The sequence below is a fragment of the Pantoea phytostimulans genome, from assembly GCF_046118715.1.
In the GTDB taxonomy this organism is placed as follows: domain Bacteria; phylum Pseudomonadota; class Gammaproteobacteria; order Enterobacterales; family Enterobacteriaceae; genus Pantoea; species Pantoea phytostimulans.
Genome location: NZ_CP173698.1, coordinates 675,450 through 691,995, shown reverse-complemented (window position 1 = coordinate 691,995; position 16,546 = coordinate 675,450). Strand labels below are relative to the sequence as shown.

General features: G+C 52.9%; 16 protein-coding genes. 2 read left to right on the top strand and 14 right to left on the bottom strand.

Annotated features, from left to right (window positions below):
- Positions 1-15: 15 nt before the first annotated feature.
- Positions 16-186 carry a 50S ribosomal protein L32 gene (gene rpmF, locus ACF2G4_RS03310; protein ID WP_013025362.1) on the bottom strand — a complete coding sequence of 57 codons (171 nt, stop codon included), beginning with the start codon at positions 184-186 and terminating at the stop codon, positions 16-18.
- Between the two features lie 14 nt (positions 187-200).
- Complete coding sequence (gene yceD / locus ACF2G4_RS03305; RefSeq protein ID WP_215847073.1) at positions 201-722, bottom strand: 23S rRNA accumulation protein YceD; 522 nt, start codon at positions 720-722, stop codon at positions 201-203.
- Positions 723-862: 140 nt separating this feature from the next.
- On the opposite strand from yceD, the gene ACF2G4_RS03300 reads away from it, so the two are divergent.
- Complete coding sequence (locus tag ACF2G4_RS03300) at positions 863-1,450, top strand: Maf family protein (RefSeq protein ID WP_409075506.1); 588 nt, start codon at positions 863-865, stop codon at positions 1,448-1,450.
- Between the two features lie 11 nt (positions 1,451-1,461).
- On the opposite strand, the gene rluC is transcribed toward ACF2G4_RS03300, so the two are convergent.
- On the bottom strand, positions 1,462-2,418 hold the full coding sequence (rluC, locus tag ACF2G4_RS03295; protein ID WP_409075505.1) for a 23S rRNA pseudouridine(955/2504/2580) synthase RluC: 957 nt from the start codon (positions 2,416-2,418) through the stop codon (positions 1,462-1,464).
- Positions 2,419-2,989: 571 nt separating this feature from the next.
- Between rluC and rne the strand changes: the two genes are divergently transcribed.
- A complete protein-coding gene (gene rne, locus ACF2G4_RS03290) occupies positions 2,990-6,355 on the top strand; it encodes a ribonuclease E (protein ID WP_409075504.1) in 3,366 nt (1,121 codons plus the stop codon).
- Positions 6,356-6,525: 170 nt separating this feature from the next.
- Here rne and flgL read toward each other — a convergent pair whose 3' ends face one another.
- The 11 genes from flgL to flgB all read right to left on the bottom strand — a co-directional run bounded on the left by flgL (position 6,526) and on the right by flgB (position 16,477).
- Positions 6,526-7,491: a flagellar hook-associated protein FlgL gene (gene flgL, locus ACF2G4_RS03285; protein ID WP_215847077.1), complete on the bottom strand. Its 966-nt coding sequence runs from the start codon at positions 7,489-7,491 to the stop codon at positions 6,526-6,528.
- 14 nt (positions 7,492-7,505) lie between these two features.
- Entirely contained in the window at positions 7,506-9,149 is a 1,644-nt protein-coding gene (gene flgK, locus ACF2G4_RS03280; protein ID WP_409075503.1) for a flagellar hook-associated protein FlgK, read from the bottom strand.
- A gap of 124 nt (positions 9,150-9,273) precedes the next feature.
- Complete coding sequence (gene flgJ, locus ACF2G4_RS03275; protein ID WP_215847079.1) at positions 9,274-10,218, bottom strand: flagellar assembly peptidoglycan hydrolase FlgJ; 945 nt, start codon at positions 10,216-10,218, stop codon at positions 9,274-9,276.
- Positions 10,218-11,327 (bottom strand): flagellar basal body P-ring protein FlgI, encoded by a 1,110-nt coding sequence (locus tag ACF2G4_RS03270; protein ID WP_409075502.1) that lies wholly within the window; start codon positions 11,325-11,327, stop codon positions 10,218-10,220. Before ACF2G4_RS03270 ends, flgJ begins: the two co-directional genes overlap by 1 nt.
- Before the next feature lie 9 nt (positions 11,328-11,336).
- The gene (locus tag ACF2G4_RS03265) at positions 11,337-12,047 is read right to left on the bottom strand and encodes a flagellar basal body L-ring protein FlgH (protein ID WP_215847081.1); all 711 of its coding nucleotides are present in this window, start codon (positions 12,045-12,047) and stop codon (positions 11,337-11,339) included.
- Positions 12,048-12,110: 63 nt separating this feature from the next.
- Complete coding sequence (flgG, locus tag ACF2G4_RS03260; RefSeq protein ID WP_215847082.1) at positions 12,111-12,893, bottom strand: flagellar basal-body rod protein FlgG; 783 nt, start codon at positions 12,891-12,893, stop codon at positions 12,111-12,113.
- Positions 12,894-12,910: 17 nt separating this feature from the next.
- Complete coding sequence (locus ACF2G4_RS03255) at positions 12,911-13,669, bottom strand: flagellar basal body rod protein FlgF (protein WP_215847083.1); 759 nt, start codon at positions 13,667-13,669, stop codon at positions 12,911-12,913.
- 20 nt (positions 13,670-13,689) lie between these two features.
- Entirely contained in the window at positions 13,690-14,946 is a 1,257-nt protein-coding gene (gene flgE, locus ACF2G4_RS03250; RefSeq protein ID WP_215847084.1) for a flagellar hook protein FlgE, read from the bottom strand.
- 26 nt (positions 14,947-14,972) lie between these two features.
- Positions 14,973-15,644: a flagellar hook assembly protein FlgD gene (flgD, locus tag ACF2G4_RS03245; RefSeq protein ID WP_215847085.1), complete on the bottom strand. Its 672-nt coding sequence runs from the start codon at positions 15,642-15,644 to the stop codon at positions 14,973-14,975.
- Positions 15,645-15,656: 12 nt separating this feature from the next.
- Complete coding sequence (flgC, locus tag ACF2G4_RS03240; protein ID WP_215847086.1) at positions 15,657-16,061, bottom strand: flagellar basal body rod protein FlgC; 405 nt, start codon at positions 16,059-16,061, stop codon at positions 15,657-15,659.
- Between the two features lie 2 nt (positions 16,062-16,063).
- Entirely contained in the window at positions 16,064-16,477 is a 414-nt protein-coding gene (gene flgB, locus ACF2G4_RS03235; RefSeq protein ID WP_215847087.1) for a flagellar basal body rod protein FlgB, read from the bottom strand.
- Between the last annotated feature and the right edge of the window lie 69 nt (positions 16,478-16,546).

Sequence of the window (16,546 nt, the reverse complement as noted above, 5' to 3'; positions counted from 1 at the left end):
TGCTAAGCGCAAGTCTTATTTAACGATAACCTTGCGACCGCGGTAGTAACCATCCGCAGTGATGTGGTGACGCAGATGAGTTTCGCCAGAAACTTTATCTACTGACAGAGTTGCAGTGGTCAGCGCATCGTGCGAACGACGCATGCCACGCTTAGAACGGGTGGGTTTATTCTGTTGTACGGCCATGGACCTTACTCCTATTACTTACGCTTTAAACTGGCTAATACGGCAAATGGGTTTGGTTTTTCGACCTCTTCAGGCAATTTACCAAAGACCATGTCCGCCTCGGACACTTCACAGTGTTCAGAATCATGCACCGGAACGACAGGCAGCGCGAGGATCACTTCATCCTCAACGACGGCCAACAGATCGATTTCACCATACTCGTTGACATCGACCGGCTCGTACGCTTCCGGCAACGCTTCGGCCTGCTCTTCAGAAGAAACAGGGCTAAAGCAATAGCTTACGTGGACATGATGCGGAAACACCTGGTTGCAGCGTTGGCAGCGCAACGTCACTTGTACATCAGCAGTACCAGTCAGTACTGCCAGACGTTGGTTGTCTACCGCAAACGACATGGAGCATTCTACATCACTGTCCACACTAACGACCGACTCGGCCACGCGCTCCACCTGTACAGGTGTGTACACACCTTGATAATCAAGGCGTTTTTGAGCGGTGCGGACGGGGTCCAGCGTTAGGGGTAATTTTACCTTTTGCATAGGGCGCGCATATTAACTTTGTAATCTTATAGAGTCAAAGAAAAAGGCCGGTTTACAGCATCTTTCAACCACTATTCGCATCCAGTGCGGCACACAGTTTAAAATGACTGTCACCAATTCGCTATCAATATTGAAAAAAAATGACGGCATCGATTCTTTTAGCATCCACCTCACCCTTTCGTCAGGCGTTATTAACCAAACTCGGTCTGACCTTTGTTACCGATTCACCCAACGTTGATGAAACAGCGTTACCCGGAGAAAACGCCGAAACATTGGTGAAACGTCTTGCAGTGGCAAAAGCCCAGGCGCTGGCAGAAACCTATCCTGAACACTGGATTATCGGTTCAGATCAGGTTTGTGTGTTAGATGGAGAGATTACTGGCAAGCCGCATACCGTAGAAAATGCGCATAATCAATTACGCGCAGCCAGCGGTAATAGCATAACGTTTTACACAGGTTTAGCGTTATACCATCCCAGCAGCCAGCGTTTAATCCAGTGTTGCGAACCGTTTATCGTACATTTCCGTGATTTAAGTGACGATGAGATCACAAATTATATAAAGAAAGAACAGCCGCTTCAGTGCGCAGGCAGTTTTAAAAGTGAAGGAATGGGAATTTGTTTATTTGAACGTCTTGAAGGGCGTGATCCAAATACGTTAATTGGCTTACCGCTTATTGCGCTCAACGCGATGTTGCGAGAGGCAGGCATCAATCCCTTGCTGGACTGATGCCCAATGCGTCAGCTTTTTTGCTGACGCAGCTTCTCCAGACAACGCTTCAATCCATCATCCAGCGGCGCTTCCATTCGCATGATTTCGCCAGTGTTAGGATGCGTAAACGTCAGCGCAGCCGCGTGCAAAAACAGGCGTTTCAGCCCCGTTGATGCCAGCTGGCTATCAAAATCACGCTCACCGTAGCGATCGTCAAACGCAATAGGATGTCCAGCATGCAGCGTGTGTACACGAATCTGATGGGTTCTTCCCGTTACCGGGCTGGCCTTAACCAACGTCGCAAACTCAAACCGCTCTTCAACCTTGAAACGCGTTTCTGAGGGTTTACCTTCGGCATTCACCCGCACAACACGTTCGCCACTTTGTAAAATGTTTTTGAGCAGCGGCGCTTGCACCACTTTCAGATGCGAAGGCCAGTTGCCACGCACCAATGCCAGATAATCTTTCTGCATGCCTTTTTCACGCAACTGCTCATGCAGCGAACGCAGTGCTGAACGTTTTTTGGCGACCAGCAAAATACCGGACGTGTCGCGATCAAGACGATGAACCAATTCAAGGAAGCGCGCTTCCGGGCGCAACGCACGCAAGCCTTCAATTACGCCGAAGCTCAAGCCGCTGCCGCCGTGCACTGCGGTTCCTGATGGCTTATTCATCAACAACAAATAGTCATCTTCATATAAAATGGCATCGGCCAGCGACGCCACTTTTGCCAGCTTAGGTGAGACCGCATCTTCATCACGCTCAGCCACGCGTACGGGCGGGATACGCACTTCATCGCCCTCTTCCAGTTTGTATTCGGGCTTAATACGTTTTTTGTTTACCCGCACTTCACCTTTACGGACGATGCGATAAATCATGCTTTTTGGCACACCCTTGAGTTGGGTGCGCAAAAAGTTATCAATTCTTTGACCGGCATTTTCAGCCGTGATGGCGACAAAGTGTACGCCAGGATTCTCTGTTTTCATGGCCGCGATTCTAAATAGTGTCCCCAGATAGCGCCACCCCTTTTTCTGTGCTTAACTCTTTCGTGTTGCTGGTTTAAGCGAATCGGATGCTGTTTTTTTCAACGATGCGCCTAATCACCCGCCATATTAGCGAGTTAAATGTAAAGAAACTTTATCAGGCTGTTAAAGTCGCCTTGCTATATGAAGGTTAGCAATGGAATAATGCTTAAGTTTCTTACCTTGAGAGTTTCAAGGCAGAAAACAGCGAAATTAGTCATTTTGCCGGATTGAGCAGACACGCAGCAATGGCGTAAGACGTAATGCGAAATCAGGCACTTAGCGGGCTGCGGGTTGCGGCCTGGACAGAAGTTTGGAATGCACGGGTTTTCAAATTCTCTCTGGCATTTCCACTATCTGGTGCTGTTATTCCTTATGAAAAACAGGCCACCGACGTTATTTGCGCCCCCCGCGCGGTCGACAACCGTGAGATTGACGACATTGCACTCAGTCACGGGGCCATCGGTTGATACTCGTCCAGGGTAACTATGCCCGCAGCTTTAATCACTCATGAAAGAATAACGAGTAAGTCACGATGAAAAGAATGTTAATAAACGCAACTCAGCAGGAGGAGTTGCGCGTTGCCCTGGTTGACGGTCAACGTCTGTACGATCTGGATATCGAAAGTCCCGGACACGAGCAGAAAAAGGCCAATATCTACAAAGGTAAAATCACCCGTATTGAACCCAGCCTTGAAGCTGCGTTTGTCGATTACGGCGCTGAACGTCACGGTTTCCTCCCTCTAAAAGAAATTTCCCGCGAATACTTCCCAGCCAGTTATAACTCACATGGTCGTCCGAACATCAAAGACGTATTGCGTGAAGGCCAGGAAGTGATCGTTCAGATCGATAAAGAAGAGCGCGGCAATAAAGGCGCAGCGTTAACCACCTTTATCTCTCTGGCGGGCAGCTATTTGGTACTGATGCCAAACAACCCGCGTGCGGGTGGTATCTCGCGTCGTATCGAAGGTGACGATCGCACTGAGCTGAAAGAAGCGCTCTCAGCGCTGGAACTGCCAGAAAACATGGGTCTGATTGTGCGTACCGCTGGTGTCGGCAAATCAGCCGAATCGCTGCAGTGGGACCTCAGCTTCCGCATCAAGCATTGGGAAGCGATCAAAAAAGCCGCTGACAGTCGCCCTGCTCCGTTCCTGATTCATCAGGAAAGCAATGTGATTGTACGCGCTTTCCGCGATTATCTACGCCAGGATATCGGTGAAATTCTTATCGATAATCCAAAAGTTTTGGAACTGGCACGTCAGCATATCGCTGCGCTGGGCCGTCCAGACTTCAGCAGTAAAATTAAACTGTACACCGGTGAAATCCCGCTGTTCAGCCATTATCAGATTGAGTCCCAGATCGAGTCCGCTTTCCAACGCGAAGTGCGTCTGCCATCAGGCGGCTCGATTGTTATCGACAGTACCGAAGCGCTGACCGCGATTGACATCAACTCAGCGCGTGCAACGCGCGGTGGTGACATCGAAGAAACCGCCTTCAACACCAACCTTGAAGCCGCAGACGAAATTGCGCGTCAACTCCGTCTGCGTGACCTTGGTGGCCTGATTGTTATCGATTTCATCGATATGACCCCGGTTCGCCATCAGCGCGCGGTTGAGAATCGCCTGCGTGAAGCCGTTCGCCAGGATCGCGCCCGTATTCAAATCAGCCATATTTCACGCTTCGGCCTGCTCGAAATGTCCCGTCAGCGCCTGAGCCCGTCATTGGGCGAATCCAGTCATCACGTTTGCCCACGTTGTAGCGGTACCGGCACTATTCGTGATAACGAATCGCTGTCACTCTCTATTCTGCGCCTGATTGAAGAAGAAGCGCTGAAAGACAACACCAAAGAAGTTCACGCGATAGTTCCGGTTCAGGTTGCCTCTTACCTGCTGAATGAAAAACGTGAAGCGGTTAATGCTATTGAGAAGCGTCAGGGTGGCGTGCGTGCGGTTATCGTCCCGGATGATCGGATGGAAACACCGCACTATTCCGTGTTGCGCGTCCGTACTGGCGAAGAGACACAAACCCTTAGTTATCATTTGCCAAAGCTGCATGAAGCAGAAATGGCGATGCCGTCTGAAGAAGAACACGCTGAACGCCGTCGTCCAGAGCAGCCTGCTCTTGCTGCTTTCGTGATGCCAGATGCACCACCAGCGCCTGTTGAAGTTGCGCCTGCAGCGCCAGTTGCAGAAGCGAAACCCGCGGTTAAGGCGGCACCAGAAGCGCAAGCAAACGCAGCAGCCAGCACCGGTTTCTTGGGTCGCTTGTTTGGTGGGCTTAAAAAGCTGTTTGCCGGTGAAGAAACGCCTGCCGCTGCGCCTGCACCTGCTGTTGAAACCGAAACTGAGCCGAAAAAAGCCAGTGACGATGAAAACGGTAATCAGCGCGGCGATCGTCGTAATAACCGTCGTAATAACAATCGTCGCGAGCGTACGCCGCGTAACGGTGATAATACGCAAGCGCGTGATAACCGCGAACCGCGCGAAAACCGTGAACCGCGTGAGAATCGCGAACCGCGTGAAAACCGTGAGCCGCGTGACAACAATGGTGATAATCGCCGCAACAAGCGTCCTTCAACGCCGAACGACGTGCGCGAAGAGCGTCCAGTCCTGAGCGATGAAGCACGCCAGCAGCGTGATGAGCAGCAGCAGCAACGCCGTGAGCAGCGTGCCGAGCGCCAGCGTCGTCGTCAGGAAGAGAAACGTGCCCAACAGGACGCGCCAAAACCTGTTGAAGTTGCATCGGTTGACATCATTGAAGCTCCCGAAGCGCTGGAAGATGAGCGCGTACAGGTGCTGCCGCGTCGTAAACCGCGTCAGCTTACGCAGAAAGTGCGTGTGGGTGATGCCATCGAGCAGCCGCTGGTTCAGGCTGAAGCGCCAGTCAAGCAAGAAGAAGTGCGCCAGGTTCAACCGCTGATTGAAGCGCCGCAGGTAGAAGAGCAGTTGGATGATACCGAAGGCCGTGACAGCAACAACATGCCGCGCCGTTCACGTCGCTCACCGCGCCATCTGCGTGTAAGTGGACAGCGTCGTCGTCGCTATCGTGATGAGCGTTATCCAACGCAATCTGCTATGCCATTAGAAGCTGCCGCAGCTTCACCGGAAATGGCTTCAGGTAAAGTTTGGGTGCGTTATCCTGTCAGTCAGGCTAATGAAGAGCTGGCGACACAAGATACTCAGAACGAAGCGCCAGATTACAGCCGTCAGGAAACGGCCGCTGCAGTGGCAATTCCAGCTGCAGTTGAATCAACTGAAGCCGTTGCACCACAACAGGCGCCGGTTCAATACGCTGAACCACAAGCTGAAACCCCGGTTGCCATTGTGAATACGGATGACACCACGGCTATCGAAGCGCCAGTTAATGAAGAGCCTTCAGTGATTCCTGCTGCTGCAGAAGCTAAAGCAGAAGTTATTGCTGAGCAGGCAAAACCCGCTGCTCCGGTGATCGAAGCGCCTTCAGTACAGCAACCTGATGCAGTTTCTGATGCAGTTTCTGAGCCAGCGACCGAAACCGAACGTTCTACTGCGTTCACGGCCCCGGCCACTGAGCAGCCAGCAGAGATTGCTGAGCATTCAGCCGTTGAAGTCAGTCCGCGCCTTGAAGCACAGGTTGAAGAAGTGCTGAATGCGCCAGTTGCAGCGGATGCAGACGTTACGCCAGTAAGCGAACCGCATGCACCCGTCGCAGCGCGTGATAGCGCCCCTGCTGTGCCAAACGATGGCACTCGCTGGAAGCACTTCGCTTCTGCGCCGATGACCAAGGCACCTGCGCCAATTTGGCAGCCAGAGCCTGTTCGTCATAGCGACTGGGTACGTCCGACTTACCAGTTTGACGGAAGAGGTTCTGCTGGCGGTCACAGCGCAACTCACCAGTCGACCGCGCCGGCCACCAAGCCGTAAGCATTACACATGCATTAAATCTAACCCCGGCACCTGCCGGGGTTTTTTATTGCTTACAACGTGGCGCGGCACATGAAATCACAGACAAAAAAAATCCCACTGCCTCTTGTGAAGGCCGTGGGAGAAAACAAGCGCATCCGGTTAAAATACGCTTAAATTTGCAGGTCAGATTAGGAATTCAGTTGGAACAGCGACAGCTGAGACATATCAGTAAAGGTCTTATACGCTGCCTGAAGTGCAGTCTGCTGCATGGTGTAGCTAGAGATCGCCTGAGTGTAATCAACGTCAACTAAGTCACTCATCTGGGTACTGTAAATCACGTCGCGATCGTCGCCCTGTGCATCCAGCGTATCAAGCTCGGAGAGCTGCGTACCAATCGTAGAACGTACGCTCAATACGTTGTTCAGGGAGTTGCTCAAACCACGGTTGGTTTTATCCATTGCATCCTGAAACGTCTTTTGGGTCGCCTCATCTGCATCAGCTTGCGGCACTTTCAGGGCAGCGATGGCGCTGTCCAGCATGGCAAACAGATTGGTTTCACTGGCGCTACCGTCTGGCTCTGCCGTGGAGTTGCCGGTGATTGACATAAAAATATCATCACCCGTATGGCCAACCGTCATTGTGCGGCTGCTGTCCACTTTCTGCGTGATAGCGTCAGTTCCACCGGCATAGGTCACGCCCGTCGTCGCATCATCAACAAAAGGGGCACTGTCCGTTTTATATCCGGCAAAGATATAGCGGCCATTACCATCTTTACTGTTAGCCTGATTGAGCAACTGTGCACGTATTCCTTCCAGCTGCGTTGCGATTGAGCCACGGTCGTCATCACTCAAGGTACCGGTTGAGCCATAAACAATCAGCGTTTGCGCATCCTGAATACTGCTCGTCACGCTGCTTAACGCATTCTCTTCCATCGACAAACCCTGGCTGGCAAAGGTGCGAGCCACAGCATACTGGCTGCTTTGCGCCTGCGTTTGTGACAACACTACCGAGCGCGATGCTGCAATAGGGTCATCAGAAGGATTTGTTACGCGGCGACCGCTGGAAAGCTGTTCGCCGACTTTCAGCCAGGAAGATTGCGAATCGGTAATACCGCGCACCTGCTGGTTAAAGATCATGTTGGTACTGATACGCATAGTGTCCTCTACCCTTAGCGGATGCTCATCAAGGCATCAAAAATGGCGCTGGCGGTTTGCAGCACTTGCGCATTCGCCATGTAATATTGCTGATACTTAGTCAGGTTGGCGTACTCTTCATCGAGGTTAACGCCGGAAACAGATTGCTGGCGATCGGTGAGCTGATTCACTACGTTTTCCTGCGTGGTGCTGGCGGTCTCCAGCGAGCTGGTTTTGTTCCCCACGGTGCTGACGATACTGGCGTAAGCCTGTGCCAACGTCGCGTTGCCGTTCACCACATTAGCATCTTGTAAATCCAGTAGTTTCTGCGCGTTACGGTTGTCGCTTTCACCGCCAGTGGCACCCGCAGCAGCAATCTGTGTTTCATCAGTGATCGCTACCGACATACCCGCGATAACGTTTTGCACGGGCTTAACGACAAAGCTGTCGTTTTTTGCCGCAGTGCCGCTTACGTTCAGGGTCAGGCCATCAAAACTCAGCGTAGTGTCGGTGCCAGAGGTCACAGGCGTTAAGCTGATTTTTACATTGTCAGACGCGCGTGTAGCGGTCCAGTTTGTACCGTCATAACTTACGGTGTAGTTAGAGGCTTTCAGCGCGCTGCTGTCACTCCACTCCGCTGTCACGGTCGCGCCAGGTTGGCTGTTCTTGCTGTTGCTCAATACGGTCGGGCTGCCGATGTTAAAGAAATCCACACCCTGATCGCCGTTGCTGTCAAAACCTTCTTTATGCACTTCGTTGAAGCTGGTGGTAAACGCCGCCGCCAGTTGCCCCAGCTGGTTCTGTGCCAGATCAAGATCCTGAGTACGGAACGCTAATATTCCGCCCAGCGAGCCGGTAGTCAGCAATTTTTCTGGAATCTCAACGTTGCCCGCGGTTTTATCGACGTAGCCCACGGTGGTGCGGGTTGGATCGCTGCTGGAATTCATCGCCACTAAATCAGTGGATTTGTTGCCATTCACCAGCGTCAGGCCGTTAGCCATGGACACCACGTAAGCGCCATCCTGTTGTGAAACTGACACGCCAACGACGTTATTCAGATCATTGACCAACTGATCGCGTTGATCGAGCAGGTTATTAGGCGCATCGCCATTGCCGGTAGTCAGTTTGGCAATTTGCTTGTTTAGATCGGCAATCTGCGTCGTGTAAGTATTGATCTGATCAACACTTGAGGTGACATCGGTATTAACGCTGCTTTGCATGTTGGTCAGGTACTGAGAAGTACTCTGGAACTGATTGACCAAACCCTGAGCATAACTGAGCATGGATTGGCGCGCAGAAGGATCATCTGCATTGCTCACCACGTTCTGCAGGTTGGTATAGAAACTTTGAATAGACGTCGACAGGCTGGTGGTTGAGGTCGACAACAGATCATCGATATTTGAAATCTGATTATATTGCGTATTAACCGCGCTGTAAGTCGCACTGGAGCCTCGCAACTGTGATGTGATGAACTCATCATATTCACGCTGCACACCGCTGATATTTACACCGTTGCCGTAATAGCTGCTGCCCTGCAACGTGCTATTAGCCTGCGCCAAAATAGTGGTTTGACGCGAATAGCCCGCCACAGTGTAATTAGTGATGTTATTGCTGGTGGTGCTTAATGCAGCCTGCGCGGCACTCAATCCGCTCATAGCGGAGTTAATTATGCTGGACATCTCGGTTCCTTACATTCCCCGTCAACCGGGCTGGCAGTCATCAATCTGGGTGCCAACGCGCACAAGCGCCCTTGGCTTATGATGTTGTTATCGGCGTGCTTAAGTGAAACTTGAGGCAGATTTATCAGAACAAATCGTTTAAATCCTGGCTGTAAGCCTTGACCACCTTTTCACCCATGTTTTTGAATTGTTGGATCATTCCCACTAATTTTTGGGCATATTTAGGATCGGTAGCGTAACCCGCAGCCTGTAAAGCTTGCGCGCCCTGTTCGGCGCTTGAGGCGTTGGCAACCGCGGCATAGCGCGGGTTATTTGCGATCAGCTTGACGTAGTCGGTTAACGCTTCGAAATAGGAGTTGTAAACGCGGAAGCTGGCGCGCACTTTTTTGGCTTCGCCCTGTTCATATTCCGTGGTCATGATATCGGTGGTTTCACCTTTCCAGCCGCTGCTGGCCTTGATACCGAACACGTTGTAACTCGGCTTACCGTCACGCGTGAGGATTTGGCGCTGCCCCCAGCCTGACTCCAGCGCGGCCTGTGCCAGAATCAGATGATGCGGTATACCACTTTGCTGGCTGGCAGCCTGCGCTGGTTGTGCAAGCTGGGCGATAAATTCACTGCTGTCGCTGGGCAAGTTGGTTGGCGATACCGGTAAACGCGGCATCGCTTTACGCACCATTTGCTCAAGCTGTTGTGCGGGTGGAACGGCATTCAAAATAAAACTGTTATCCAGTTTCATCGGCACCGTGCCAGCGCTTTCATCGGGCGCTTTGGCGGGCATCATCTGTTTGACGATAGTCTCCGCCAGGCCGAGGCCGCGCTTACTCATTTCCTGCCCAAGCTGCTGATCGTACATTGAAGTGTAAAGCCGCGTCTGATCGTTGCTTAAGATGCCATCTTGCGGTGACGCCTCACGCATGCTTTTCAACATCATCTGCACGAACATGCCTTCCACCTGGCGTGCCACCTGCAATGCTTTGCCTTTCGGATCGTTGCTTGCCTGACGCTTCAGTTCATTCAGTGAGCGGCTGTCGTAAGCCGCATTCATCAGCGATTGGGTATCAACCATTAGATAATTTCCACTTTGGCACGCAAACAACCGGCGGTCTGCATCGACTGTAGAATCGACATCAATTCGATAGGTGACGCGCCCAAGGCATTCAGTGCACGCACCACGTTGTTCAGGTTGGCGCTGGCACTAACACGCTGCAATGCGCCGCCGCTTTGACGCAGATCGATCTGTGTTTGTGGCGTGACCACGGTTTGGCCGCCCGCCAGTGGCGTATCGGGCTGGCTGACGTTCTGCTGCTGATTCACCGTCACCGACAAGTTACCCTGCGCAACCGCACAGGTATTCAACGTCACTTCGCGATTCATCACTACCGAACCGGTACGCGAGTTGATGATCACTTTCGCGTCTTCAACTGGAATCGCCACATCGATGTTCTGGATCTCGGCCAGCAGACGCACTTGCGCGCCATTATTTGGCGAAACGCGCACCTGCACTGTGCGCGCATCCAGTGGCTGGGCTGCACCATAACCGCCACGTGCGTTAATCGCATCAGCGATACGCTGCGCCATCGAGAAGTCTTCGCTGTTCAGCTGCAGGTTAATGGTGTTCTGTGAGCCGAAATTGCTCTGCAGCTCGCGTTCAACGGTTGCGCCGCTGGTAATGCGTCCGCCGTTCAGCTGGTTAACCTGTACGCTGCTGCCGCCTGCGGATGCACCCGCACCACCGACTAAAATATTCCCCTGCGCCAATGCGTAAACTTGATTATCGACGCCCTTCATTGGCGTCATTAATAGCGTACCGCCACGCAGGCTTTTCGCATTACCCAGTGAAGAAACCACCACATCCAGCGTTTGGCCTTGACGGGCAAATGACGGTAATTTAGCGGTGACCATCACGGCCGCCACGTTTTTCAACTGCATGTTAGTGCCGGTTGGCACGGTAATACCCAACTGCGAAAGCATGTTGTTCACCGTTTGGGTGGTGAACGGCGTTTGCGTGGTCTGGTCACCGGTGCCATCAAGGCCCACAACTAAGCCATAACCCAACAGCTGGTTTTCACGTACGCCCTGTACAGTGGTCAGATCGCGGATACGATCGGCTTGGGCCAGCAGGCTCACGCCCAACAACAAACCTAAACCGAAACGCAGTAGCGTTAACTTTTTCATCGTAACCTCTTACATCGGCGAGATGTTTAAGAAGAAGCGTTGCAGCCAACCCATGGACTGCGCTTCGTTGATATAACCGTTACCGACATACTCAATACGTGCATCGGCGACCGCTGTCGATAACACCGCGTTGCTGGCGCTGATGGTGCGTGGATTCACCACGCCCGAGAAGCGAATGAACTCGGTGCCCTGATTAATCGCGATCTGTTTTTCGCCTACAACGTGCAGGTTGCCATTCGACAAAACCTGATCCACGGTGACGGTAATCGTGCCGGTAAAGGTGTTATTGGCAGAAGCGCCACCTTTGCCTGCGAAATCATTTTTACCTTCTGCGCTCAGGTTGGCTTTTTCGCCGCTGGCGCCGACTAAACCGGCCAAAGCCGTTGGCACGGTGGACAAGCCAAAGCTGTTGCTGCCGTCACGGCTGGCATTCGCAGAGGAGCTTTTACTGGCGCTGACATTCTCTTGCAGCGTGATCGTCAGCGTATCGCCAATATTGCGTGGGCGACGATCTTCAAACAGCGGCTGGTAGCCGTAGTTCAGGGGCGCGACACCCTGGAAAATAGAGCCGTTCACCACAGGTGGTGCAGAGGGCATTGGCTGCGCCGTAGTGGCCCCTTCAACCAGCGGCGTGCGCGGCACTAATGCGCAACCGTTAAGAGTCAGCAGCAGCGTGGCTACTAACCAATGTCCAGGCTTGAGAATCTGTTGCTTCGCCACGGAGTCACGACCTTATAAATGTCTATTCTTCAGGCCAGCCGAAGCTGGCCGTAATCACCAGCGTTACAGCTGGGTTAATTTCGCCAGCATCTGATCGGAGGTACTGATCGCTTTGCTGTTGATCTCATACGCACGTTGCGTCTGGATCATGGAAACCAGCTCTTCCGCCACGTTAACGTTGGAGGTTTCGGTATAACCCTGATACAGCAGACCGGCACCGTTCTGGCCAGGCGTGCTGTCAGTTGGCGCGCCAGAAGCCTGCGTTTCCTGATAAAGGTTTTCACCTACGCTGTCGAGGCCGGCATCGTTCATAAAGGTGCTCAGCGTTAACTGTCCAACTTGCGCAGCCTGGGTTTGTCCCTGCTGCGTCACACTCACAACCCCGTCACGCGCAACGGTAATGCTGGTGGCGTTTGCCGGAATGGTGATGCCAGGCTGTACTGGAAAACCGGAGTTGGTCACCAGCTGACCGTTTTGATCAACCTGGAACGCACCATCGCGGGTATACGCAGAGGTGCCGTCTGGCATCTGAATCTGAAAGTAACCTTGACCATTAATCGCAATATCTTTCGAGTTGCTGGTCTGCGACAGGTTGCCCTGCGTATGTAAACGTTCGGTAGTCACCGGACGTACACCCGTACCAATCTGTAAACCGGACGGTAGCGTAGTCTGCTCAGACGACTGCGTACCCGGTTGACGCATGGTTTGATACATCAGATCTTCAAACACGGCACGCGAACGCTTAAAGCCATTGGTGCTGACGTTTGCCAGGTTGTTGGCAATTACGTCCATGTTCATTTGCTGTGCATCAAGACCCGTTTTGGCGATCCATAAAGAACGAATCATCTTTTTATCCTCGCGCCTTAGCTGCTCATGTTCAGCAGCTGATTAGCTTTCTGTTCGTTTTCATCGACGTTTGTGATCACTTTCATCTGCATCTCAAAACGTCGGGCGTTGGCAATCATATCGACCATGGTTTCCACCGGCTTGACGTTGCTGCCTTCTAACACGCCAGGCATAACTTGCATGGTGGCATCAGCCTGTAACGCGGCTCCGCGTGTTGCCTGCGTTGCTTGCGTCGGGCGAAACATGCCGTCATCGCTGCGCTGCATCTCTTTTCCAGTGGCTTTCACCAGCTTCAATCGACCCAGCTGTACCGTGGCGTTCGGCGCATCACCAGCGTTCAGTGATGTAATCGAACCATCGGCCGCAATGGTGATCTGCGCGCCTTGCGGGATCACAATTGGACCGCCATCGCCCATCACGGGATTGCCCTGAATGGTTAACGTGCCGTCCGGGCTGGTCTGCATGTTGCCGTTGCGGGTATAAGCTTCGCTGCCGTCAGCGGTACGCACCGCCAACCAGCCATCTTGCTGAACCGCCACGTCCAAAGGGCGCTCGGTGTAATCCATCGCCCCCGGTGACATGTCTGCACCCGGCGTCGACGCTGTCACCAGCGTGCGCGTCGGTAACGACCAGCCATTAACAGGCACCGCACGCAGCGCGTTGAGCTGCGCACGAAAACCCGGCGTTGAAGCGTTGGCGAGGTTGCTGGCGGTAACGGCCTGCTGATCCAGCGTCTGACTGGCGGCACCCATCGCGGTATATATCGCGTGATCCATAGAACAATCCCGTTAGCGAATTAACGTAAGTTAACCAGCGTGTTAAGAATCTGGTCCTGAGTTTTGATGGTCTGGGCGTTCGCTTGATAGTTGCGCTGCGCCACGATCATATTCACCAGTTCCTGACTCATGTCGACGTTTGAGGCTTCCAGTGCGCCTGCTGTCAGGGAGCCGAAAGTACCGGTGTTAGCCAAACCCACGGCGGCCTGCCCTGAAGAGCTGGTCGCAGACCAGACGTTATCGCCTTCAGACTGCAACCCTTCTGGGTTAGAGAAGCTGGCTAATACGATCTGACCCAGCAGCTGGGTTTTCTGGTTGGAATAGCTACCGGTGATGGTGCCGTCGTCATTAATGGCGTAGCTGGTCAAATCGCCTGGTGCATAACCATCCTGAACAGGGTTTCCAAAGGTGGTGGTACCGGTGTTCTGCTGCGCACTGCCCAACATGCTGAGGGAAATAACCTGGTTCGCTGCTGCACCATTCGCTGCCACAGTGGCAGGCGCGGTTGCGATGTTGATGGTTAAAGGAACCGTGCCATCCGTTGTTGTCGTGCCGCCGCTGGTGATGCTGGTCAGTTTACCGTTGGTATCAAACGCCATGCTGAAGTCGCCAGCCGCATCACCGGTGGTGGAGTCGATGGCATGCACGGTCCAGCTATTGGAAGCGGTATCTTTGACGTAGTACATATCCAGGGTGTGATCGTTACCCTGCGAGTCATACACCGTCATGGTGCTTTTAGAGTTATAAGTATCCGCGTTGCTGGCAGAGAAGGTTCCGCCGGTTGGCACGGTATCTGTCGAGTTCAGGTTTGCAACCTGTGTTGCTGTCGTGGTGGCACGCGCAGCCATCTGAGTGGTCGGCACGCTAATCGCTACCGGGTTAGCACCGGTTTGAATCGTTGGCGGTACGCCGCTAGCCGGGTAACCCGTGACGGTCAGGCCTTGGGTGTTCACCAGATTACGGTTTTCGTCGAGGGATAACTGACCATTACGCGAGTAATAAACCGCGCCGCTGGTGTCTGTCATACGGAAGAAACCGTTACCGCTCAGTGCCACATCCAGGCCACGGCTGGTGGTGGTGGTGCTGCCGTCGTTGAAGTTCTGGATCACCGCCGCCACTTTGGTACCGAGGCCGACGTTAGAACCGGCGAACATATCGGCAAACGCAATGGTGCTGGACTTAAAGCCCGCAGTCGCGGAGTTGGCAATGTTGTTACCAATGACATCGAGGTTACTTGAGGCAGCGCCGAGTCCGCTTACCGCTTGGGAAAATGACATGTTTGTTTCTCCTGGTTACAGGTTAATCAGAGAATCTGACGTACTTCGTCAAGGGTGGCGGAGCCCATGGTGCCGAGATCCAGTTTTGTGGTGTCGTCCGTTGTACTTACCCCATTCACATAGGCATAGTTCAGCGGTTGCGCTACCAATTGGGTGCTGCCATTGCTGGCGGCAATTGAAACCGTATATTTGCCATCTGGTGCAGTCGAACCGTCAGTCAACGTGCCGTCCCACGAGAAGGTGTGAACACCAGCACTCAATGCACCGAGATCCACCGTGCTGACGGTGTTACCGCTAGCATCTTTAATGGTGGCGCTGGTCGCCGTAGAAGCGGTGGTCAGTGACACACCAAAAGGTGTGGTGGTGCCGCTACCGACCAGCACTTGCGAACCATCGACCATCACGCCATGACCAATCAGCGTAGAGGTTTGCAGCGACTGACTCGTGGTGATCTGACCCGAGATCGAACCCAAAGTAGTGTTGAGTTTTTCAATGCCGCTCAGGGTATTAATCTGTGCCAACTGGGTGGTGAGCTGGCTGTTATCCATCGGATTGGTTGGATCCTGGTTTTGTAACTGCGTTACCAGCATGGTCAGAAACTGGTTTTGTAAATCTTGCGCACTGTTGCCGGTGCTGCTGCTGGATGAGCTCAGGACACTAGGATCCAATGACTCATTAACGCCTACCGAGATACCCATTTTTATTCTCCGTTATTGACCGATCGTCAGGGTTTTCATCATCATCGACTTCACCGTATTCAGCACTTCAACGTTCGCCTGATAGCTGCGTGAGGCGGACATGGTGTTGACGGTTTCTGAAACCACATCCACGTTTGGCATCTTCACGTAACCCTTCTCATCCGCCATCGGATTGCCGGGGTCATAAACCAGTTTTGCCGGTGACGGATCGTTCACCACTTGCGCCACTTTCACGCCGCCGGTGGCTGCGCCCGGTGCAGCATCGGTCTGGAAAACAACTTGCTTTGCCACGTAAGGTTGGCCATCGGGGCCTGTCACGCTATCGGCATTAGCCAGGTTACTGGCACTGACGTTTAATCGCTGTGATTGCGCGGTCATCGCTGAGCCGGCAATGTCAAAAATATTCAGCAAGGCCATAATTATTGCCCTTGTAACACGCTCATCATGCCTTTGATCTGGCTACTGATAAGGGTGAGGTCGGTTTGATATTTCAGGCTGTTATCCGCGAATTGCGTACGTTCGCGGTCCATATCTACGGTGTTGCCATCGGCGGCGGGCTGATCGGGGATGCGATACAGCAAATCCATCGAGGGCGCTGAGTTAGTTTGTGCTTCTATGTGACGAGATGAAGTGACTTTGAGTGACAAGCTGCTGCCTTCAGCACGCCCGTTCGCCATCACTTTGTTCAACTCGCTAGCAAAGTCGATATCACGAGCCTGGTAACCCGGGGTATCGGCATTGGCAATGTTTGACGCCAGAATCTCCTGACGTTGAGCACGCATGTTGAGGGCTTCGGTACCGAATTTTAGTGCCGCATCCAGTTTGTCGAGCATGCTTCCTCCGCGAATGAGAATTTCGAGTTGGCAGCTTAATCTGGAGAATGCAAGGGCGATCGTCTGAAT